We start from the raw sequence: 21,175 nt of genomic DNA on the forward strand, positions 1-21,175 counted from the left end.
TACGAATCAGGTAATATGTATTTTAACGGCTTAGGTGTAAACTATAACCATTTATACCAATCCAACTTCAAGATGCGTGTTATATTTTCCCGCGCAGCAGGGAAATATAAGGCCTCACGTTGTCTTGCGGATTGCAGCTTGAAGTTTATCGAGTATAGAAGTAATCCAATGGTATATTAAATTCGCTGAAAATGGATATCTATATTCCCAAAATAAATTAGGCGATATATATAGCAAAGGATTAAGAGTTAAGGAAAATTATTCTGAAGCAATTAAATGATATATCAAAGCCGCAGAACAAGGTGATACCTATGCCCAAATCACCTTTGGCCTCTTCTACGCAAAAGGATTAAGCAGGGAGCAAAGCTATCAAAAAGCAATAAAATGGATGACCCAGCCTGCCGAAAAGGGAGAATCTGAAGCACAAAATGCAATGGGATATCTTTATATGGAAGGATTAGGTGTTTCAAAAGATGGCGTAATTGCAATGGAATGGCTGATGGAATCAGCCTTGCAAGGTAACACAGCCGCCCAAAATAATATTGGCCAATTATATTGGTATGGGAATAACGGTGTGGAGCGAGACCAGGCCAAGGCTATGCAATGGTTTCTTAAATCAGTAGCGTTAGGTGATGATTACGCCCACTTAAATTTGGGAATGATTTATGAACGTGGTCAGATTGTGCCTCAAGATTATGAAAAAGCACTTGGACATTATCAACAAGCTGCTAGTAAAGATGTTCCCAACCTGGAAAGTAGGATAAAAGAATTAAAAGAAAAAATTAATTATCAATAACGAAAACTTAGGGGGGCTGCTCTCCCCCATAGCGTTGGTTTGCATTATTCATCCCTTAATTAAAAAATAATATGTGATGATAATATCGCCTGTTAATTGCCTTAATGAATCGCCACTATCATTTGTTGGTTAATTTTTTGTTAAAAATTATGGATAAGATATCTTGATTGTTTGCAAATTATAAATACAATAAAGTGCCGAATTAGGTTAACCAAAAAAACGATAGTGACGAATTGACACCGCCTGAAATAAAAAATAAATGACACCATTAATCAGAGTTATTGTGAAATGGAATCACTGATGCCTGTGTTTTGTCTATTTTAAGTCCGTCGTAATCAACTCCATTTCATAGTTATCAGTCGGGAACTGTCCGTATGTATCATGTAAGAGTTGTTTACGGCTTTCCTGTTTAATCAGGTCACTGAGTTCATTTAACCTTCTTTGCAACAATCTCTTAGTTTCTTTTTCATTATCCAAGACAGTTTGCAAAATTTTGGTTAATTGCTGTTGTAATGAAATAGGGGCGTCTGAGTTTTCTGATAGTAAAGTCACCACTTCAACTGCTTTCAGATAAGTGATCTCCATATCAACAAGTTCATCCCACTTTTCATTTCTAGCTAAATCAATCATTTGCTCACTTAAACTAAGGATTTGCTGATAAGCTGACAAAAGATCCGTATCATTTTTCATTAAACAATATCCTGACTGGCGTTGTAATGAGGACCTATTTGCCGCCAAGCATCTGAAATCTCGGTAAGTAAATCAATCACTTCGGTAATAGCCTTCTCATCATTGCGTAAATTGGCATGGAGTAAACGGCGGCTCATATAATCATATAAAGCAAAAAGATTCTGGGCAATCTCGCCGCCTTTCTCGAAATCTAATCCCTCTTTTAGACCATTATCAATGATATTAATCGCCTTTGAAATAGCTATCCCTTTTTCTGGGATATTCCCTTGTTGCATCAGAATGATTGCGCGACGTAGGGCGCTCAGCGCCCCGTTGAACAATATCTGAATCAACTGATAAGGAGAGGCATTCATAATTTCGCTCTCAAGATCTACCTGAGCGTATAACTGGCTTGCCGAACGTTGATACATTAGTGTCCTTTTATTATCTTAAAAGTTGGGCCAGGGATGAACTTGTCTGGTTCATTGAAGAAGAAAGTTTATCCAGTGCGGTAAATTGTTTTTTATAGCGCTCCATTGTGGCTTCAATATTTCTATTCGTCTGTTCTGCTTGTCTTTCCAGTGTTTTCAGACTTTTATTGATACCTTCGGTCGCTGTTGCGATAGTCCCTTCGTGACTGTCCAGGGTTTTTTTCAGTAAATTATAAGTCTGGGTGGCAAAACCGGTTTTTTCTCCATCCCCCATAAAGAAAGCCTTAACGTTAGCTGGTTTTTCTTTCAGGTTCTTTTCCAGTTTTTCGTTGCTGATTTCCAGTGTACCATCCAATTTTTGTTTAATGCCCAGTTTATTTAAGGTAGCAATATCAGCAACTTCCTGTGCTACAAACAATTGTTGTCTTAACTGGCTTTGAATACCTTTTAACGTGCTGTCGCCGAGCAAGGCACCATTGTCTTTTGAAGCCGCTTCACCTTTTCTTACGGGTTTGAATTTAGTCAATGAACTGACCGTGTTTTGTAGCTCATTATAAGCATCAACCCACTTTTTAATTGCCTCTTTCATTGGCTCAATATCACGAGAAACCACCAGTGTTTCTGCTACCGGTTTTTTTTCAGTTTTGCCATTGATTTCGACTTCTTCTTTTTCTGAAACCTTTTTCAGATTCAGGGTAATGCCTTCTGGTGCATCTTTTATTTCATTAGTCTGGCGTTCAATCTTAATACCATTGACTGTTAATTTTGCATTGGCCGCTTGAGTCACTTGTTCCATTGCACCAGAACCACCACCTTTGTCGTCAGATTTGTAGTTCAGCAAGTTACCCAGTTCAGCATCACCTTGAACCTCAATGGTCATGACGGATTTTGTGCCGGCTTTTTTCGAAGTCAGGAGCAAATAGTTTTTATTATCTTCTGCTTTGATAATGCTGGCATTAACGTTGCCTTCTTGTTTATTAATGGCCTCGCGGATTTCAACCAAAGAAGTTTCATTATCGTTCAGGGAAATGCGCATCGGCTCTATTTTTTTTCACCGACTTTTTCTTCACCGGGTTGCGTAATAATAATGGTACGGGTGCCTTTACCTTGTTCTCCTAACGGTTTTTTGACATCCGTAATTGCCGGAGATTTCAGGGATTGAGACTGGGCAAGCTGTTCGACTTCAATAACATAGTTACCTGGGCTGGCTTTAGAATCTGTACTTGGCGTAAATGTTTTATGATCTTCGTTGGTTTTAGTGGTATTGAGCTTATCGAATTTTTTGAGTTCTTCGGATGCACTCTTTAATTTTTCCAAACTGCCTTTTAATGAACCAAAAGCGGTAAGTTTAGCGTTATAGCTGGTTTGTTGCTGTGTTAATGGCTCTAAACGTTTTCTTTCATTAGATTCAAGTTTATCCAGTATTTTTGGATCTATCCCAGATGCGATCCCTACCGCGGAAATGCTAGCCATATTGACTCCTTTTAATAAAAAGCATCACTGGACATGTTATCGGATTAATTTGCGAAAAGTTTACTGACAAAATGATTTTTTTGATGGACGGAATAATTGATCAGAACAGGCGCTGTTTGGGTTATCGGGGTAAAGTGAGAAAAAAATAAAAAAGTTTTTTCAAGAAATATTAAAGGTTCTTTTTAAGGAGCCGATAAAACTGTTGTCGGTGATGAACACCGTGAGCAAAAGGCTCAAACTAATTATATCGGATTGATTTTAAAAGGAACTCTACCATGGCATCAGTCATTAATACTAACTACTCATCTCTGCTGGCGCAAAATAACCTGACAAGATCTAAAGGTACTCTGGGTACTGCGATTGAACGTCTGTCTTCTGGTTTACGTATTAACAGCGCGAAGGATGACGCTGCTGGTCAAGCGATCGCTAACCGTTTTACTGCTAACGTAAAAGGCCTGACTCAGGCTGCTCGTAATGCTAACGACGGTATCTCCATTGCCCAGACTACCGAAGGCGCCCTGAACGAAATCAATAACAACCTGCAACGTATCCGTGAACTGGCTGTTCAGGCGCAGAACGACACTAACTCTGATAGTGACCGGAATTCTATCCAGACAGAAGTTACACAGCGTTTAGAAGAAATTGACCGTATCTCTAAACAAACTCAGTTCAACGGGGTAGAAGTATTGAGCGAAAATGCTAAATCAATCTCTATTCAGGTTGGGGCGAACGATGGCGAAACTATCAAAATTGATTTGAAACAGATTGATAGTGATAAACTGGATCTAAAAAACTTTAGTTTAGTTGATAAAGAAGCTGTTGTAGGTAAAGCAGCTGTTCCAGCTCAAGCAGCTGTTCCAGCAACGACTACTGATCCAGCTAAACCAGCTGTTCCAGCTCAACCAGAAGTAAAAGCTCAAGCAGCTGTTACAAAAACTAAGAATCCGTTAGATGCATTGGATAAAGCACTGGCTCAAGTTGACGATATGCGCAGCTCTTTAGGTGCAGTACAAAACCGTCTGGAATCCACCGTTAACAACCTGAACAACACGGTTAACAACCTAAGCGCAGCAAAAAGCCGTATCGAAGATGCTGACTACGCGGTTGAGATTTCCAATATGAACCGTGGCCAGATCCTGCAACAGGCAGGTACTTCTGTTCTGGCTCAGGCGAACCAGATCCCACAAACCGTTATGTCTCTGCTGCGTTAATTTTTATTTCCCAGTTGAGCGCTTATGCAGGGCGACCTGCATAAACAATGCTTATAAAATAAGGATCGGTTCGCCGATCCTTATTTTTTAGTTTTTAGTTAGTGTTTTTATCAGTTAGTCAAGGACAGCCTGAAACTGATTATGCATTTGGGCGGACAGCAAAAATTTCGCATAGGTGAAAAAGAAGTGCTTTTACTTCATTGTTCCAACGATTGTACCGGTTAGGGGATTGGATAATGGTATCCAGTCTCTTATCCAAAGGTGTCTGTTGTTGTGAGCGATTTGTATACCGCCGAAGGCGTGATGGACAAAAATAGCCTCTGGAAGCGCTATGTACCACTGGTTCGCCATGAAGCATTGAGGCTACAGGTCAGGTTGCCTGCCAATGTAGAACTCGATGACTTGCTTCAGGCCGGTGGCATAGGCTTACTGAATGCGGTGGAGCGGTTTGATTCCATGCAGGGAACCGCCTTTACCACCTATGCGGTACAGCGCATCAGAGGTGCAATGTTGGATGAGTTGAGGAGCCGTGATTGGGCTCCGCGTAGTGTGCGGCGTAACGCACGTGAAGTCACGCAGACCATCCGTAAACTTGAGCAAGAGTTAGGCCGTCCAGCCAGTGAGCAGGAAGTTGCTAAAGAATTAAAGATTAATCTGATAGAATATCGGCAAATACTGTTAGACACGAATAACAGTCAACTGTTTTCTTATGACGAATGGCACGAAATTCACGGTGAAAGCTGTGAGCCAGTAATCGAGGAGGAGCATGAGGCAAATCCTCTGCAACAATTACTGGAAGGTGATCTTCGTCAGCGGGTCATCGATGTCATAGAATCGTTGCCTGAACGGGAAAAGATGGTTCTTACGTTGTACTATCAGGAAGAACTGAATCTTAAAGAGATCGGCGCGGTGCTTAATGTGGGTGAATCCCGCGTAAGTCAGCTTCACAGCCAGGCGATAAAAAGGTTGAGGGCGCGTTTGAATCCAGAGAAGTAACTTTTTGCTTGTTTGTTTTTTTTGTTAAGACTATACACAGGGCTTTATCTCTTATGTCTATTACAACACAAAAGAAACGGCCTCTTAGCCGTTATATCAAAGATTATAAACACAGCCAGACTCATTGTCTGCACTGTCATAAAACCCTTGACCGTATTTCGCTGGTTTTTAACGGTCAGGTCATCAATAAAGAAGCTATTTCTGAGATGACTGAATTGGTGGATGACAAAACCTGGCATGAGTTGCAGGGTAAATTTGTGGCGTTGTGCCGCTTTTGTAGTGAAATTTATTGCAATAGCCAGACTGATTATTTCGACATTATGTCATTTAAACAGTATCTGTTTGAGCAAACAGAGATGAGTCATAGTACTGTGCGTGAGTATGTGGTTCGTTTAAGGCGTTTGGATGAATTGCTGACTTCAAGTAATTATCCGACCAGTGAGTTTACGCCAGAAAAAATTCAGGAAAAACTCAGCGAGAAATTATCTCAATCCGCTTTCAGTAATTACAATATTGCCCTGCGTAAATATGAGCAATATCTGAGTTGGCAACAGAACGGTCATTGATTAATTATACCGATAGATAATGTTGTCAAATCGAAACGATTTCAGAGGGGAATGTGATTACCACGCATTCCCCTCTATGTATCTAACCCATTGTGTATTTAATCAATTGTGTATTTAATCAATTGTGTATTTAATCAATGGTCATCAGGCTGGCATTACCGCCTGCGGCTGCCGTATTAACACTTAATGAACGTTCATGCAGTAAGCGTTCTAGCAGTAAATGAGTTTCACCACGGGCAAAACCCTGTACGGAGATAATTGGCCCTTTACGCTGGGCAACCCCCTCACATACTCGGCGCAATTGGTCGCAATCGCCATGATAAATAACCGCTTCCATCGCTGTCTCTTCATTCTGCCAATCGTTAACCCAATGGATATGACGGTGAATTTCATTCGGTAACTGGCGTTGCAGCCCCTGATGCAGTTCGTCTTTCTCCCAAAGGGCCTGACAACCGGCAGAAAGTACGGCGGCTAATTGCACCAATGCATCTTGTTCGTTATCTGCAAGGCAAAGAACATAACCGCGCGGCAGTAGGGTATAAGTATTGCGCTCTCCGGTTGGTCCCGGTAATAAGCGTATTGTTCCGCCTTGTGCGACTAAACTGTATTCCTGAATCACCTGATTTAATGTTTCATTGTTCTGCTTGGTTGCCCAATCTGCCAGTTTGTAGAGAGGTGAGAGCAGGTCAATACGGGCTTTGGCATCAATCTCATACTCTGTATCCTGTCGCTCCAGGGTTTGGCTGGCGGCATTGAGAGGGCGTTGTGACAGTAAGCGATACAGATACAGCGGCCCACCGGCTTTTGGTCCTGTGCCTGACAACCCTTCGCCCCCAAATGGCTGCACGCCGACAACAGCACCGACTATATTACGATTGACGTAAATGTTGCCGACTTTCGCTTTGCTGGTGACCTGGGCGATGGTCTCATCAATACGGGTGTGGACTCCCAACGTCAGGCCATAACCCGTCGCGTTGATTTGATCCAGCAGTTTATCCAACGCATTATGTTTAAAACGAACAACATGCAGGACTGGCCCGAAAATTTCTTTCTTCAATTCATCGAAACTTTCCAACTCGATAAGCGTCGGTTTGACGAAAGTGCCTTGTGACCACGCCTGGCTATCGGTGGCATTTTCGTATGCCGCCTGATAAATAGCCCGACCCTTGGTACGCATGGTTTGGATATGACGTTCGATACCCGCTTTCGCTTCTGCATCAATGACGGGACCAATATCTGTGAATAAGTGCTCAGTATTCCCCATCCGGCATTCAGCCATCGCACCTTTCAGCATGGCGATAGTCCTTTCAGCGACATCCTCCTGAACACACAGGATACGCAGGGCAGAACAGCGCTGGCCCGCACTGTCAAAAGCCGAAGCGATGACATCGGTAACCACTTGCTCGGTTAACGCGGAAGAGTCGACGATCATGGCATTCAGGCCACCGGTTTCTGCGATCAACGGTGTCGGGCGCCCTTGTGCATCAAGACGGCCGGCAATATTGCGCTGCAACAAGCTGGCAACTTCGGTCGAGCCGGTAAACATCACACCGCGTACACGTTCATCACCAACCAGTAGCGCGCCTACTGTTTCCCCTTGTCCGGGCAGTAATTGCAGCACTTCACGAGGAATACCCGCTTGGTGCAATATTTTGACCGCAACGGCGGCAATAAGTGGCGTCTGTTCTGCGGGTTTTGCCAGAACACTATTGCCTGCGGCCAGTGCAGCAGCGATTTGGCCGGTGAAAATTGCCAGCGGGAAGTTCCACGGACTGATACACACGACAGGTCCCAGTGGGCGGTGGGTATCATTGGCAAAGTCTTGGCGAACCTGGCTTGCGTAATAATGGAGAAAATCTACGGCTTCGCGCACTTCGGCAATCGCATTGTTGAATGTTTTACCCGCTTCACGAACCAGAATGCCGAGCAAAGATTGCAGGTCATTTTCCATCAATTCCGCTGCACGTACTAAAATTGCGGCCCGTTCTGAGGGGGGAGTGGCAAACCAAATTGCGCCGGCATCGGTAGCCATATCCAGCGCGTGGCTGACTTCTTGTTCAGTGGCTTCACGAACATAACCCACAATATCGGAATTTCTGGCGGGATTGTTCATCGGCTTAATGGCAGGCAGTTCTTCTGTCGGTTGGTAATCACCCCCTAACAACGGTTCGCTGTTCCACGTTTCCATTGAAGAACTGAGCAGGGCACTGGAAAGAGAAGCTAAACGATGTTCATTGGAGAGATCTAGCCCTAATGAGTTAACACGGTTTTTGCCGTATAAATCACGTGGCAGAGGGATTTTAGGGTGTGGCAGGCCGATTTGCCCTTCAGTCTGCGCCAATTCCTGTACAATTTTTACCGGATCAGCGACCAATTCATCAATCGGCAGTGACGTATCGGCAATGCGATTAACAAACGAAGTATTCGCCCCATTTTCCAGTAAACGGCGCACCAGATAGGCCAGTAATGTTTCGTGTGTGCCTACCGGTGCGTAAATACGGCATGGGCGATTGAGTTTACCTTCTGAGATCTTACCGACAACTTGTTCATAAAGCGGCTCTCCCATGCCATGCAGACATTGGAACTCATATTGTCCGGGATAATAGTTTTGCCCAGCCAGATGATAAATGGCGGATAAAGTATGAGCGTTATGGGTAGCAAATTGTGGGTAGATCAGATTAGGGACAGCGAGCAGTTTGCGGGCACAGGCAAGGTAAGAAACGTCGGTATAGACCTTGCGGGTATAAACTGGATAGTCTTCCAAGCCATCGATTTGGGCACGTTTAATTTCACTATCCCAGTAAGCCCCTTTCACCAGCCGGATCATCAATCTGTGACGGCTGCGCTGTGCCAAATCAATAATACTGTCAATGACGAAGGGACAGCGTTTCTGGTAAGCCTGAATAACAAAACCAATGCCGTTCCAGCCTTCCAGTTTGGGTTCGAAACACAATTTTTCCAACAAATCGAGGGAGATTTCCAGACGATCAGCTTCTTCCGCATCAATATTGATACCGATATCATATTGGCGAGCCTGTAAGGTCAGGGAAAGCAGGCGAGGATAGAGTTCATCAATAACACGTTCGTACTGGGCGCGGCTGTAGCGCGGGTGCAGGGCAGAAAGTTTGATGGAAATGCCCGGTCCCTCATAAATACCCCGGCCATTTGATGCCTTGCCAATGGCGTGGATCGCTTGCTGATAAGAAACCATGTAGGCTTGCGCATCTTCTTCGGTTAAGGCGGCTTCGCCAAGCATATCATAAGAATAACGGAAGCCTTTTTCCTCCAGTTTACGGGCATTGGCAAGGGCTTGCGCGATGGTTTCTCCCGTCACAAATTGCTCCCCCATCAAGCGCATCGCCATATCCACACCCTTGCGTACCAACGGCTCGCCGCTTTTGCTGATAATACGGTTTAACGATTTGGATAACTTGGCTTCATTATGGGTGGACACCAGCTTGCCCGTGAACAACAAACCCCACGTTGCAGCGTTGACAAACATGGAGGAACTTTGGCCTAAATGAGAATGCCAGTTGCCGTTGCTGATTTTATCGCGGATCAAGGCATCGCGGGTTGCTTTGTCGGGAATACGTAACAAAGCTTCGGCGAGGCACATCAATGCCACACCTTCTTGTGAAGAAAGTGAAAACTCTTGCAACAATCCCTGAACCAAACCTGAGCGGCCAATGCCCTGTTTTTGTTGACGTAGCTTTTCGGCAATAGAATAAGCGAGTTTGTGAGCTGCTTTCGCGTGTTCTTCTGATAGCTGTGCACGTTGCAGCAGCATAGGAACTGCTTGAATTTCGGGGAGACGATAGGTCGCAGTAATTGCAGAACGTTTCACCGATTGGGGTAAAATATGTTCGGCAAAATCCAGAAAGGGTTGATAAGGCGCCTCAATCTGTGATTCTACTTCGGAAATCATTTCTTCTTTGTTATCCTGACTGGATGATATTTCTGGGAGCTTTCCCTCATTTTCCAGACGTTCAAGATAATTAAAAATGGCTTGCTTAATTAGCCAGTGTGGTGTGCGTTCAATTCGTTGTGCTGCGGCTTTGATTCGATTACGCGTTGCTTCATCGAGCTTTACACCCATAGTGGTACTACCCATTTTCACTCCTTAATAGGTAAGACTATAACAAGTTACATAACAATATCTTCCATGTTGCAACTTTGTGCAACTTTGTTAAAAGCAATCATTCTAAATTTGTGAAATTAATCTTGTTTTCACTATTTTTTCAGTGAAACTTAGTATTGATTTTTATTTATTTTATTGATATTTATTGTTTTTATTATAATTGTTAAATTTCGGGTATAACCCGTTATTCAATTTCAGGTGCAACTTTCGGGGCGATAAATGTGATTTGGCAAGCGTTTTTTATAAAAATACAGTTAATTAGTTGTTAAAAATGTTTTGGCTAAATTAGGATAGAATGTAATTTTAAAATAATTACCAGCATAAATAGTACACATGAAAACTAATGACATCTTCAGGTACAACTTGTTACAGCCTGGTCAAGAAGATGAGGTATCACTTAAAGGTACTTCAAGCATAGATGACATTATTTACGCAAATAACACATTTGCAGAGACATAATTTATAAAAACACTATGGAGAAGAACCTGCATGACAGTAAATTCACCAATGCTCATTACCTTCATTATCTATATCGCAGGGATGTTGTTGATAGGTTTTATGGCTTATCGTTCCACCAAGAATTTTGATGATTACATATTGGGCGGACGGAGATTAGGTAGTGTGGTAACCGCATTATCTGCTGGCGCTTCTGATATGAGTGGCTGGTTATTGATGGGATTGCCGGGAGTGATCTTTTTCTCCGGTATTTCAGAAAGTTGGATCGCGTTGGGCTGTTTGCTGGGTGCGTATTTGAACTGGCGTTGGGTCGCGGGTAGGTTGCGTGTGCATACTGAGATAAATAATAACGCGTTAACTTTACCAGACTATTTCACCCATCGTTTTGAAGACCGGAGTAAAATCCTGCGTATTATCTCCGCTCTGGTTATCCTGATTTTCTTCACCATTTATTGTGCATCGGGTGTTGTAGCTGGTGGATTGTTGTTTGAAAACACGTTCGGCATCAGCTACGAAAAGGCTATCTGGCTAGGTGCATTGGCAACAATTGCCTATACCTTCCTTGGCGGCTTTTTGGCCGTGAGTTGGACGGATACGGTTCAGGCAACTTTGATGATTTTTGCCTTGATTTTGATGCCGGTGCTGATCCTGCTTAAAGTGGGCGGTGTTGGTACTGCAATCAATATCGTTGAAGCTAAAAACCCAGCTTACTTGGATATGTTCAAGGGGCTGAATATCATTGCCATTATTTCCCTGTTGGGCTGGGGGTTTGGTTATTTTGGTCAACCGCATATTTTGGCGCGTTTTATGGCGGCAGATTCCCACCAGACTATTCATAAGGCTCGTCGTATTAGTATGACGTGGATGCTGTTGTGTTTAGGGGGAACTGTAGCAGTGGGTTTCTTTGGTATCGCGTATTTTGAATTATATCCAGGACAAGCTGCTGCTGTACTGCAAAACCGTGAGCGCATCTTTATAGAGTTGGCTGTCATTTTGTTCAATCCGTGGCTCACCGGCATATTGCTATCTGCTGTACTGGCTGCGGTTATGAGTACCTTAAGTTGTCAGCTATTGGTTTGTTCCAGTGCATTGACGGAAGATCTCTATAAAGCTTTTATCCGTACCAAGGCTAGCCAGAAAGAATTGGTATGGGTGGGGCGTATGATGGTACTGCTGGTAGCAACTATCGCGATTGTGATTGCAACTAACCCGAATAATAAGGTATTGGCACTGGCGAGTAATGCCTGGGCAGGATTTGGTGCATCATTTGGCCCTGTGGTACTGATGTCAGTACTCTGGAAACGTATGACCCGTAACGGTGCGCTGGCTGGCATGTTGGTGGGCGCTATCACTGTATTGGTTTGGATGGAATACCGCTGGTTTTCCCTGTATGAAATTATTCCGGGCTTTATCTTCGCGACGCTTGCCATTATTGTGGTGAGCTTACTAGGAAAAGCGCCAAGCCAAGCGACACAACAGCGTTTTGCTGATGCAGAAGCGCATTATAAGACTAAGTAATCCAATAAAATAAAAAGCCTCTGATTATTCAGGGGCGCACTGTTATATCCATCAATTCCCCGAGTTCAGCCGGTAACTTGCGCCACCGGATACTGAATTTTTGTGTTGACTCAAGGGCTTGTTCAATCCACTTAAGCGGGATGGACTGCTGAAATGTCGATAATGACTCAGGTGCAGCAAATGTCTCCATATCGAGTAACCAATGATTAAGCAAAAAAATACCCTCATAACCTAATAGTGAAGAGGGTATTTTGAACTAATCTGAGGATCGGTCAATCGATCTGAACAAGTAATTCCTTAACTGAATGGTGTTACCTTTCGGGCGGGTTTATATTTCTAGTGTAGCGGGTTCTACTCCTAATTTTTCCATTACTGCCTTAATCTCTTCATTATTTTTCAAATTATTTTCGCCGTACTTAGAGATAGCAGAAGATAAACATTTTTGATCAGTGGCATTGCATGTTTTAAAATCTTCTGTTGCTACAGAAGCAACCTTAACAAAAAGAATTATTTGTTTATCATACTCGCTTGCTTTACCTGGATTTTTTAAAGCATTATTTGCAGATGATACAAACTTATCAGTCAATTCATTTACGGCAACCGAAACGGGAGTACAATCCCTCACCGATGGAGACCCTATAATGACACTACTACCAACACAGGCGTATTTAACCTTTTGATTTTTATTTAGTTCAGCGGCAAGGTCTCTATATTTTTTAGAAAAATTGACATGCACTTTATTAAACATATCGCCTGTTTTTAATGTCACAACAGGAATATCGCCAAAGCTAGAATCGATTGAATCAATAATACCAGAGACAATAATTTTTTTACCTTTGTAGATCTTATCACCTCTGGCTTCATTGTCTGCGTAGACTTTTTGCATTTCTCTGGCTGATACAGCTAAATACTCTGTATCTAGCTGTGAACTACCTCCATCAAAGCTGGTTTCCACTTCATCGTGAATCATCTCTTTGGCGGCTTGTAATTCATTTTCGGTCAACTTAATTGCTTTTTTCGATGATATTGCCGCAGAGGAGTTGCTACTTGATGATTTACTTTCATCATTTCCTGCAATGAAGATTATAACGATAAGAACAACAAATACTATCCCTACCCATTTCAATACGTTTTTCATTTATATATCCACATACATTAAGTTATCTAACGTCAAGTTTTTTTGATACAAATATTGTGTAATTATTAACCCTATTGTTAAGGGGGTATTTTGTAATTAGCCCGCTGTAACGGTTTCTTTTTTACTTGTTTTTTTCTTAAAAATCACTGAGATAATAATTGCCAATACAAAAAGAACGATATGAAAGCCAACATAGAACCAATAAAGCCCTACACCATCGCCACCATCGCTGTGTATTGAGGCCGCCGTCACCATGAGGCTTGGAGATAAAAAAGCCGTGGAAATGATGTTCATACCAAATGTGACACCAGATAATGTTGGGCTTTTATAAAATGACATTAGAGCAAGAACACTACAGAACATAGCGATAAATACGCCACCAACTGGAATAAAGATAGATAAAGCAGCAAATACAAGAGCAATAATAGATAATGCTTTCATTTTTAAACATCCCTAATTAAGGTGCCAAAATGTTCAGAAGCCTACCACTGAAAGGCTGGGCTGATTCCCCATTACTGGGTATTATATTCACCACCATCTCGGCATTGTTAAATTTAAGTTTTATTCATATTCGCTTTATTTAAGCGATATATCTTCGGAGCTGGTTCTGACACCAATCACAATAGTACTTGAATTCACATATTAAGTGCAACATCGTTATAAACAAAGTAAATGAGTTTTTGTCCCTTTAAATATCTCCTCCGGTGTACTATAACCACGTGTTTTTCGTGGCCGCTTATTTAAGCTGTTTGCCGCGAGATTTATCTCCAACTCTGATACCTTATTAAAATCGGTTCCTTTTGGAAAGTATTCCCTGATTAATCCATTCGTATTCTCATTTATACCCCTCTCCCAAGGCGAGTAAGGATGAGCAAAATAAATTTTTGCCCCTAAATTTTTACTGATAAGTTCATGTTCGGCAAATTCGAGGCCATTGTCAAAGGTAATGGTTTTAACTTTCTGTTTTAAAAGTGATAAGTGTCTTGTTATCGCTTTTGTGACTGCTTCTGCTGTTTTATTCTCAAGCTTAATGATAATGGTAAATAGCGATTTTCGTTCAACTAAGGTCAGCAGTGCACTTTTATGATCTTTTCCAACGAGGGTATCGCTAAATATTTAGAGTAGTTCCGTTCGTCGGACGTAAAACTAATTCTCGGCCATCGTCCCTGAGTTTCAACAAACGGGGTGTATTGCCTGAAAAAATTATCAGAGACCCATTTCTCTGTCGCTGTATCCGTTAAACCGAGGTTTAATGTAAATCAATACGTTAGTTCACGGAGTTGATATGATTATCCATCATGGACTGAATGGAGGTGAGTTATGGCGAAAATTGGCTATATTCGGGTATCAACGACTGATCAGAACAGCGACTTACAACGCAATGCATTAATCGCAGCCCACTGCGATCACATCTTCGAAGACAAAATCAGCGGCAAAACGGCTAACCGTCCGGGACTCAAACAGGCATTAGACCACCTGAAAGCAGGTGATACACTGGTTGTCTGGAAGCTCGACCGACTGGGGCGCAGCGTGAAAAACCTCATCACCCTCAATGAACGGTTAAGCAATGACGGCATCCACTTTCAAAGCCTGACCGACAGTATTGATACCAGCTCACCAATGGGTCGATTTTTCTTTTATGTGATGAGTGCGTTGGCGGAAATGGAACGGGAACTGATTATTGAACGCACGAATGCTGGATTAGCCGCAGCTCGGGTACAGGGGCGAATTGGCGGGCGTCCGGTGGCACTGCCAGAGCAAAAATACCAGCTCGCCTGTCAATTGCTCGCAGAGGGAAAAGCGCGGCGGGATATTGCTAACATTTTCAATGTCTCACTCTCAACGATTTATAAATACCTGCCTGTAGGTTCGGCAGCAAATGATGATGTTTTTTGAAGAGGGGCGACGCCCCTTATAATGCTGATTTTGCCAGATCCAATAAATCACCCGCAGTGACTGCATGCAACCCTTCCCGAATGTCTTCACTGACCCGCTTAAGCGATAACGTGAATTCAATCCGTCTGGCTTTGCCATCGGCAAAAAACTCTGTACGATTTTCGGTCAGGCTGTCGATGACAAACATCCCGTAAATCATCCCGGTGCCCTCAATCAACGGCCACGGTTTGGCCGAAAACGCCATTGTTCTGAGCAGCTCCAGAGAAATATCACCGCCTGTCACTTCGGGGTACAAAATCCCATTCAGGGTTATAGCGTCTTCCCCGGGGCCAACATATTGCCATTTGGCCGATTTGCCGACGCGATCATTTTTTACGTGGCGCCAGTCCATATTGCGGTTCATGGACTGATACGGCGTGCTACTGAGCATAAAAACAAACATGCCATAAATCATCATCATGGGTTTAATCCTCATCGTACAGGCTGGAACGGCGGCGAATGCCTTGTTTTTGCATCAGTTTCTCTATTTCCGCTTTGACCATTGTGGCAATAGAGCGGCTGTTTTGCATATCCATACCGTGAAAGTGCAGTTCAAAAGTGTAGCGGTCATCGGTAGCTTTATTGCTGCCACCTGCGCTGGCGGGAGAAATCGGCACAGGGACGCCTGCCAGTGTCGGTTGCATCGGCTGCAACTTGTCCTTGATGCGATCCAATAATGAGGGCTGCTGTAGTGTCGGTTCCTGATACATGCCATCAATCGGAATAACGGGCGGGCGGTTTTTGAAAACGATATCACCCAGCTTATTGGGATCGGCCTGTGTTGCCGCATTACCCACGCTGGCTAACTCAGTGCTCTTTTTATCCTTTTTGGCGCTGGGGTCATAAACCAGCTTACCAAAATCCGGCGTATCGATCTTAGGAATATCCGTTTTAGGCTTATTTTCCTCCGCTTTTTCAGCGGCCTTAGTGACTGCATTCGGTGGTATGGGTGTCCACTCTTGCTGTACCATTTTCTTGGCGTTGTCATCCCAGACCCATTTTACGGATTTCTGGACTTCGGGCAGGTTAACCGGTCCCATCGCATTGGCTGCTTCGGCAGCAGCTTGGGTCGCATCCGGGATCATACCCAGTTTTTCCAGCAACCAACCCACGCCCTTGGCGACGGCTGCAATGACATCTACGACACCAGCAATGGCCTTGCCAACCAGTCGGCCGAAGGTCTGGCCGGCTTCGGTGGCGGCTTTCAGTCCTTCTGAGGAAGTTGTTACCGGTTCGAAAAGCGATTTAAACCAGTCCCAGACTTTCTTGATGGCATTGCCGATAGCATCAAAAATCGGCGCGAACGGCGCAAAGGCAGCGGCGAGGGTGTCACGTACCGGGGCGATGGCTTCCATCAATCCAGCGAAAAAGCCGGAAAACCAGGCCTTAATAGGTTCCCAGTATTTCCAAATCAGTACGGCAGCGGCAACAATGACGGCAATCAGCAAACCTAATGGACTGAACAGCAAGGACAAACCGCCGCCAATAACAGATATGGCCGCTTGAAAAGCAACACGCAGCGCCCCGAGTCCGCCACTCGCCAGCCCTGTTAATCCGTTCCTCAGCATCGATATTGCGGCCATCGGGTTAGTGAAAACCATCGATAAACCATTTTTCGCCAGCGTTGCGCCATTTTTTAACATTGTCCATCCGCCGCTTGCCAGTCCTTTTATCCGGTCGCGCAGATTGCCGATCGCTGTACCGGCATTACGGAAAATACCCCCCAACCCGTGACACTACGGCTAACGCCCCCGAGAGAGGGGATTAATCCCCTCAACCCGGCTGATAATCGTCCTAACACGGGGAACAATGTCATCAATCCGCCACCACGGGTCAGCATAAACAAACTGAGCCGGAGCGCGGCAAAGGGCACAATCACCGCCGCCGCTGCCAGTGCCAGTGCACCCATAGCAGTGATAATAATACCGATCGCCGCTGCCCCTATGGCTAAGGCTTTAGTCAAATCAGGATGCGTTTTTGTCCATTCACTGATCCGACGCAAAACGGTAGTGATACGCTGGGTAACTGAACGTAGTACCGGATCGACCTTTTCTTTCACTTCTATGCGTAAGCCTTCCCAAGCAGACGTCATGTTTTTGATATCACCATCCCAGCTATCCATATTGGTATCGGCAATTTTCTTTGAGCGACCATGGGGATTGTCATTATTGCTTTTTTTCTCGGCGTATTTTCCGTCTACCATGCCATCCAACAGGCCGGTCATGGCAATCATGGCTTCTTCACCGAAGATATCTTTTTTCAGCCTGAGCTGGCTGGGCTGATCATACTTGCGCAGGCTGATAGCCATTTCTTTCAGGATATCGTCGGTATCGCGCAGTTTCCCATTGGCTTTTTGTACCTTGATACCTAACGCGGTCATGGCATCCGCCGCGCCCCCCGTAGGAGAAATCATCCGGGATATCCCGCCACGAAAGGCGGTGCCGGCCATACTGCCTTCCATCCCGTTATCAGCCATGACACCCAGCATCGCGGCGGTACTTTCCAGACTGATCCCCAGCTGGTGTGACAGCGGACCGGCTTCCTTCATCGCCTCGCTGAGTGCTTGCAGGTTCGTGGTGGCACCCGTGAAAGTGGCTGTTAAGACATCAGACACCCTGCCCATCTGGTCAGGATTCAGTTTGAATTGTGCCAGAATTTTAGCCCCGATATCCGAGGCTTCACCCAGATCCACTTCACCGGCCAGCGCCATATTCAGGATATCCGGCAAGGCGGCCTTGATCGCCTCCGGGGTCAAACCGGCCGTCGCCAGAAACTTTTGTCCCATCGCGGCATCGGTAGCAGTGTATGCCGTGTTGGCGCCAAGTTGCTTTGCTTGATCGCGTAACATCTGGAGGCGAGGATCGCCTTTATCCAGACTGGTGAGTGCCCGCACGTTGGCCATCCGGGCGTCAAAATCCCGCCCCGGCGCAATAAAGCGATTCATGCCGTAAAGGGAGCCCGCCCCGGCCGCTACCGCCGTTGCACCGGATGCCGCCAGTTTGTTACGGGTTTCTTTGGCCGCGGTATAACGGGACTGGGCCTGTGTAACGGCGGTTAAGCGCCGTTGTTGTTCCGCCAGTTGCCGATTATAGGCGGCGGCGCGTTGAGCCGCCTGTTCAGTGACACTGGTACTACGATTGACAAAAATTCCGTGTCGGTACAGGCGATCACCCAGTGAGCGTAATTCCTGCTGCTCATTGCGTAAGGTGTTTCTGTAGCGCTCCCGTTCCTGTCGAGCTGCCAGTAAGATCCGGCGTTGTTCTTCCGTCTGTTCCCTGAAACGGGGAAATTCCGCGGCCAGTGCTTTCACTTTGGCTTTGGCGGCTTCGTAACTCTCGCTGTTCTTTTTAACGGAGTCAGATAGCCGCTCAAAGGTGCGCGTCTGACCTTGCAGATTGCGGATCGTGGTTTGGGTATTGCGGATCTGGGAAGACAGCCCCGCTGCGGCGCGGTTTGCCGCATTCAGGGGGCCGGAAAGACGGTTAGCCGCGTTCAGCGAGACCCGAATATTTAAATTGCGGTCGGTCATGATTCATTTCCGTTTCGGGTCGCCGCGCGTTCGTGCCATTTCAGCAGTTCACTGACCGTCATTGTATAGCACTCTGACGGCGACCAGTGAAATACAGTAGCAATATCTGCAATGATTTCGTCAGTATCGACAGTGGGGCAGGGAATTAACTGTCGGCCTGTTCGCTCGTCTCGCTGGCTGGCGAGGTGGGCGCTAAAAAATCAGCGACTCCGGCAGCCAGTAAAGCAAAATCCTGAATGCCCATCGTGCTGACATCCGTTTCACTCAAACGCGGGTGAGTAACGCGGGGCAACAGCGTGATCAGCGAATTCACATCACTGGTCATCACGTCATACAGTTTTAACCCGCGCAATGCGCCGACCTGCTTCATGGTATCAGTGATCGTGATTTCGGTAATTTCCTGACCGTTTGTCAGTTTCATTGGCTGACTGAGTGTGATTGTTTGTGCCATAGTGTGATAACTCCTGAGAATAAATTAATGGCCGATATTGGCGCGATGTTTTTCCAGTAAATCTTTACCATTGACCCGCCAGACCAGATTGAGCATATCGATTTCGTGCAGCTCTTCATTGTTCAGCGTGATCTTGCAGTAGGTATTTTTCAGGGTGTATTTATGCTGGGTATTCTCTCCAGCCTTGGCGCTGCCCCAATCCACTTCGGTAAACCGCCCGCGCGTCTGGATCTCACAGGCGACGGTTTCCCCTGTGGCATCGTCATAGTACGACCCGGCAAAGCGCAGTTGCAGGCTGTCAATCAGGCCGCCCCATGTTTTGAGCAGGTTTGATTCCAGCCCACCCATTGTCACTTCCATATCCAGTGCGCCCCCGTCCATTCCCATCAGAACGGCAACAGAACCGGGCATTCCTGCCCCTTGATAATCTTCGGTTTTGAGAGTGAGTTTTGGCGTTGTCACTTCCTCAACCTGCCCCAGATATGTCTGACCATCAATAAAGACGTCAAACATAAAGAGTTTTTTCGGCATCCCCATGCGAAGTTCCCCTTAGCCTAACTGATCGAAAACAGCGAAATATTCATCGGTAAACGTCTGTACCAGTTGCAGGTTTTCCAGCGGCGGTACAGGCGTGTATTTGTAGCGGATCGTTGCCGTGCCATCACGCAGCATTTCTTTCGGGTTGTCTGCCGAGTCATACCAGCATTCAAAGCCCAGCAAACGCCCCTCGGTGACGAGCTGTGCGCCTTTGCGATTGATACCGTCAACAACATCTTTCACCAGTGACGGCAGCAATGGTTTATCGAGATAGGCAAAGTGCGCTTCGGCGATCATATCTGCCAGTATCTGCGCCGTGCGGGTGTAGACTTCGAAGAAGTAAGTCTGGGTATCGCAGGTACGGTTGCCCCAGAAACGGAAGCCATCGCGTTTTATCAGCGTGGTAATACCTTTACTGTTGAGGTCATCCGAATCCGTATCCGTGCCCTGTAATGTCCAGTAAATATCGGCTGAAATACCCAGCACGCCGTTAACCGGTACGTTGGATAGCGATTTATGCCAGCCCTGTTCGGCATCAATGCGGGCACGTAAGCCCAGCGCAAAGGCAGTGGCAGGTACGGTTTCATTTTCCCCGGCTTGGCTGTTATAGGTAATGAAATCCGGGTAAATCATCATGACTTCCCGTTGATGGAAGTTGTCGCGGTAGCGCTTCACTTCCGCCAGTGTCTTACAGTTGTACGCGCTGATATAAGCGAACGCCTTTAATTTTTCCGCGAATACCTCCAGTTGCAGGGCGACCGGTTGCGTATCGAGTCCGGGAACAGCCAGCAAGCGCGGGTGTTCGCCTGTGTTGATTTCCGCAGTCAGCAGCGCATATAGCCCGGTATAGCGTCCTGCGGCATTCTGCCCGCCGATAACTAACTGATCCTGCGTGGGATTCTCGCCATCCCCTTTCTGGTTGTGCGCATCCGCCACGCGGATCACAATCACTTTCGGGCTGCACTGGTCAGAAATGGCCTTGAGCGTGGTGTATAGCGTGCCGGTTTTCCCCGCCTTACCAATCACGCTATTGATACGGGTAATGAGTACCGGTGTATCCTGCGGGAACGCCCCGGTGTCCGCATCGTCAGCGGTACAGATGACGGCAATCACCGCAGTATTAATATCGCGTATCAGCGTGCTGAGTTTGGTTGTCTCCCGGACTGATACGCCATGATGAAATGACATAGCTTTTTGCCTCATCGATTTGTGATGTGCCTATGTTGCGATGTCATGGCATGAGAATCACGCAATACCGCCTGTCACCGCGCCGCGACACAGCACGAGCGTTGTTTACGCGCCCGCGCAGGGCAATCATGAGGCTATTTCCC

The 21,175-nt window shown here is 45.5% G+C and carries 19 protein-coding genes and 2 pseudogenes; 6 read left to right on the forward strand and 15 right to left on the reverse strand.

Annotated features, from left to right (window positions below; all coding sequences use genetic code 11):
• The first annotated feature begins 388 nt into the window (after nt 1-388).
• The gene (locus tag PXH59_RS06970; RefSeq protein WP_053014348.1) at nt 389-796 is read left to right on the forward strand and encodes a tetratricopeptide repeat protein; all 408 of its coding nucleotides are present in this window, start codon (nt 389-391) and stop codon (nt 794-796) included.
• A 315-nt stretch (nt 797-1,111) separates the two neighbouring features.
• Here PXH59_RS06970 and fliT read toward each other — a convergent pair whose 3' ends face one another.
• The 3 genes and pseudogenes from fliT to fliD all read right to left on the reverse strand — a co-directional run bounded on the left by fliT (nt 1,112) and on the right by fliD (nt 3,369).
• Entirely contained in the window at nt 1,112-1,486 is a 375-nt protein-coding gene (gene fliT, locus PXH59_RS06975) for a flagella biosynthesis regulatory protein FliT (protein ID WP_285810936.1), read from the reverse strand.
• Nucleotides 1,486-1,896, reverse strand: a complete 411-nt coding sequence (gene fliS, locus PXH59_RS06980; protein ID WP_047771768.1) for a flagellar export chaperone FliS — start codon at nt 1,894-1,896, stop codon at nt 1,486-1,488. The genes fliT and fliS overlap by 1 nt, the downstream gene beginning before the upstream one ends.
• 13 nt (nt 1,897-1,909) lie before the next feature.
• Nucleotides 1,910-3,369, reverse strand: a pseudogene (gene fliD, locus PXH59_RS06985) (flagellar filament capping protein FliD).
• A gap of 275 nt (nt 3,370-3,644) precedes the next feature.
• On the opposite strand from fliD, the gene PXH59_RS06990 reads away from it, so the two are divergent.
• From PXH59_RS06990 to fliZ, 3 genes are all read left to right on the forward strand, one after another.
• Nucleotides 3,645-4,580 carry a flagellin N-terminal helical domain-containing protein gene (locus PXH59_RS06990; protein ID WP_285810937.1) on the forward strand — a complete coding sequence of 312 codons (936 nt, stop codon included), beginning with the start codon at nt 3,645-3,647 and terminating at the stop codon, nt 4,578-4,580.
• Nucleotides 4,581-4,853: 273 nt separating this feature from the next.
• Complete coding sequence (locus tag PXH59_RS06995; RefSeq protein ID WP_047771773.1) at nt 4,854-5,576, forward strand: RNA polymerase sigma factor FliA; 723 nt, start codon at nt 4,854-4,856, stop codon at nt 5,574-5,576.
• A gap of 53 nt (nt 5,577-5,629) precedes the next feature.
• Nucleotides 5,630-6,142 (forward strand): flagella biosynthesis regulatory protein FliZ, encoded by a 513-nt coding sequence (fliZ, locus tag PXH59_RS07000; protein ID WP_047771774.1) that lies wholly within the window; start codon nt 5,630-5,632, stop codon nt 6,140-6,142.
• 130 nt (nt 6,143-6,272) lie between these two features.
• Here fliZ and putA read toward each other — a convergent pair whose 3' ends face one another.
• Nucleotides 6,273-10,253, reverse strand: coding sequence for a trifunctional transcriptional regulator/proline dehydrogenase/L-glutamate gamma-semialdehyde dehydrogenase (gene putA, locus PXH59_RS07005; protein ID WP_285810938.1), 3,981 nt, complete (start codon nt 10,251-10,253; stop codon nt 6,273-6,275).
• A 516-nt stretch (nt 10,254-10,769) separates the two neighbouring features.
• Here putA and putP point away from each other — a divergent pair.
• Complete coding sequence (gene putP, locus PXH59_RS07010) at nt 10,770-12,254, forward strand: sodium/proline symporter PutP (protein ID WP_285810939.1); 1,485 nt, start codon at nt 10,770-10,772, stop codon at nt 12,252-12,254.
• A gap of 28 nt (nt 12,255-12,282) precedes the next feature.
• On the opposite strand, the gene PXH59_RS07015 is transcribed toward putP, so the two are convergent.
• From PXH59_RS07015 to PXH59_RS07030, 4 genes and pseudogenes are all read right to left on the reverse strand, one after another.
• Complete coding sequence (locus PXH59_RS07015) at nt 12,283-12,468, reverse strand: transposase domain-containing protein (RefSeq protein WP_200897811.1); 186 nt, start codon at nt 12,466-12,468, stop codon at nt 12,283-12,285.
• A 114-nt stretch (nt 12,469-12,582) separates the two neighbouring features.
• Nucleotides 12,583-13,392, reverse strand: coding sequence for an OB-fold protein (locus tag PXH59_RS07020; protein WP_047771777.1), 810 nt, complete (start codon nt 13,390-13,392; stop codon nt 12,583-12,585).
• 96 nt (nt 13,393-13,488) lie between these two features.
• Complete coding sequence (locus PXH59_RS07025) at nt 13,489-13,833, reverse strand: hypothetical protein (protein ID WP_285810940.1); 345 nt, start codon at nt 13,831-13,833, stop codon at nt 13,489-13,491.
• Between the two features lie 216 nt (nt 13,834-14,049).
• A pseudogene (locus PXH59_RS07030) lies at nt 14,050-14,499 on the reverse strand (IS30 family transposase); the annotation flags it as partial.
• A 213-nt stretch (nt 14,500-14,712) separates the two neighbouring features.
• Between PXH59_RS07030 and PXH59_RS07035 the strand changes: the two are divergent.
• Nucleotides 14,713-15,288 carry a recombinase family protein gene (locus tag PXH59_RS07035; RefSeq protein ID WP_285810941.1) on the forward strand — a complete coding sequence of 192 codons (576 nt, stop codon included), beginning with the start codon at nt 14,713-14,715 and terminating at the stop codon, nt 15,286-15,288.
• A gap of 16 nt (nt 15,289-15,304) precedes the next feature.
• Here PXH59_RS07035 and PXH59_RS07040 read toward each other — a convergent pair whose 3' ends face one another.
• Genes PXH59_RS07040 through PXH59_RS07065 form a run of 7 tightly spaced genes read right to left on the reverse strand, consistent with a single transcriptional unit; the run spans nt 15,305 to nt 21,032 of the window.
• Nucleotides 15,305-15,748, reverse strand: a complete 444-nt coding sequence (locus PXH59_RS07040) for a phage tail protein (RefSeq protein ID WP_285810165.1) — start codon at nt 15,746-15,748, stop codon at nt 15,305-15,307.
• A gap of 4 nt (nt 15,749-15,752) precedes the next feature.
• Nucleotides 15,753-17,054 (reverse strand): phage tail tape measure protein, encoded by a 1,302-nt coding sequence (locus tag PXH59_RS07045; RefSeq protein WP_285810942.1) that lies wholly within the window; start codon nt 17,052-17,054, stop codon nt 15,753-15,755.
• Nucleotides 16,997-18,856, reverse strand: a complete 1,860-nt coding sequence (locus tag PXH59_RS07050; RefSeq protein WP_285810943.1) for a phage tail tape measure protein — start codon at nt 18,854-18,856, stop codon at nt 16,997-16,999. Before PXH59_RS07050 ends, PXH59_RS07045 begins: the two co-directional genes overlap by 58 nt.
• The gene (locus PXH59_RS20235) at nt 18,853-19,002 is read right to left on the reverse strand and encodes a GpE family phage tail protein (protein ID WP_434223367.1); all 150 of its coding nucleotides are present in this window, start codon (nt 19,000-19,002) and stop codon (nt 18,853-18,855) included. The genes PXH59_RS07050 and PXH59_RS20235 overlap by 4 nt, the downstream gene beginning before the upstream one ends.
• Complete coding sequence (locus tag PXH59_RS07055; protein ID WP_285810167.1) at nt 19,002-19,307, reverse strand: phage tail assembly protein; 306 nt, start codon at nt 19,305-19,307, stop codon at nt 19,002-19,004. The genes PXH59_RS20235 and PXH59_RS07055 overlap by 1 nt, the downstream gene beginning before the upstream one ends.
• 24 nt (nt 19,308-19,331) lie before the next feature.
• Nucleotides 19,332-19,844 carry a phage major tail tube protein gene (locus tag PXH59_RS07060; protein ID WP_285810168.1) on the reverse strand — a complete coding sequence of 171 codons (513 nt, stop codon included), beginning with the start codon at nt 19,842-19,844 and terminating at the stop codon, nt 19,332-19,334.
• A 12-nt stretch (nt 19,845-19,856) separates the two neighbouring features.
• Nucleotides 19,857-21,032 carry a phage tail sheath subtilisin-like domain-containing protein gene (locus PXH59_RS07065; RefSeq protein ID WP_285810944.1) on the reverse strand — a complete coding sequence of 392 codons (1,176 nt, stop codon included), beginning with the start codon at nt 21,030-21,032 and terminating at the stop codon, nt 19,857-19,859.
• Between the last annotated feature and the right edge of the window lie 143 nt (nt 21,033-21,175).

It is taken from the genome of Xenorhabdus bakwenae, assembly GCF_030272115.1.
Classification (GTDB): domain Bacteria; phylum Pseudomonadota; class Gammaproteobacteria; order Enterobacterales; family Enterobacteriaceae; genus Xenorhabdus; species Xenorhabdus bakwenae.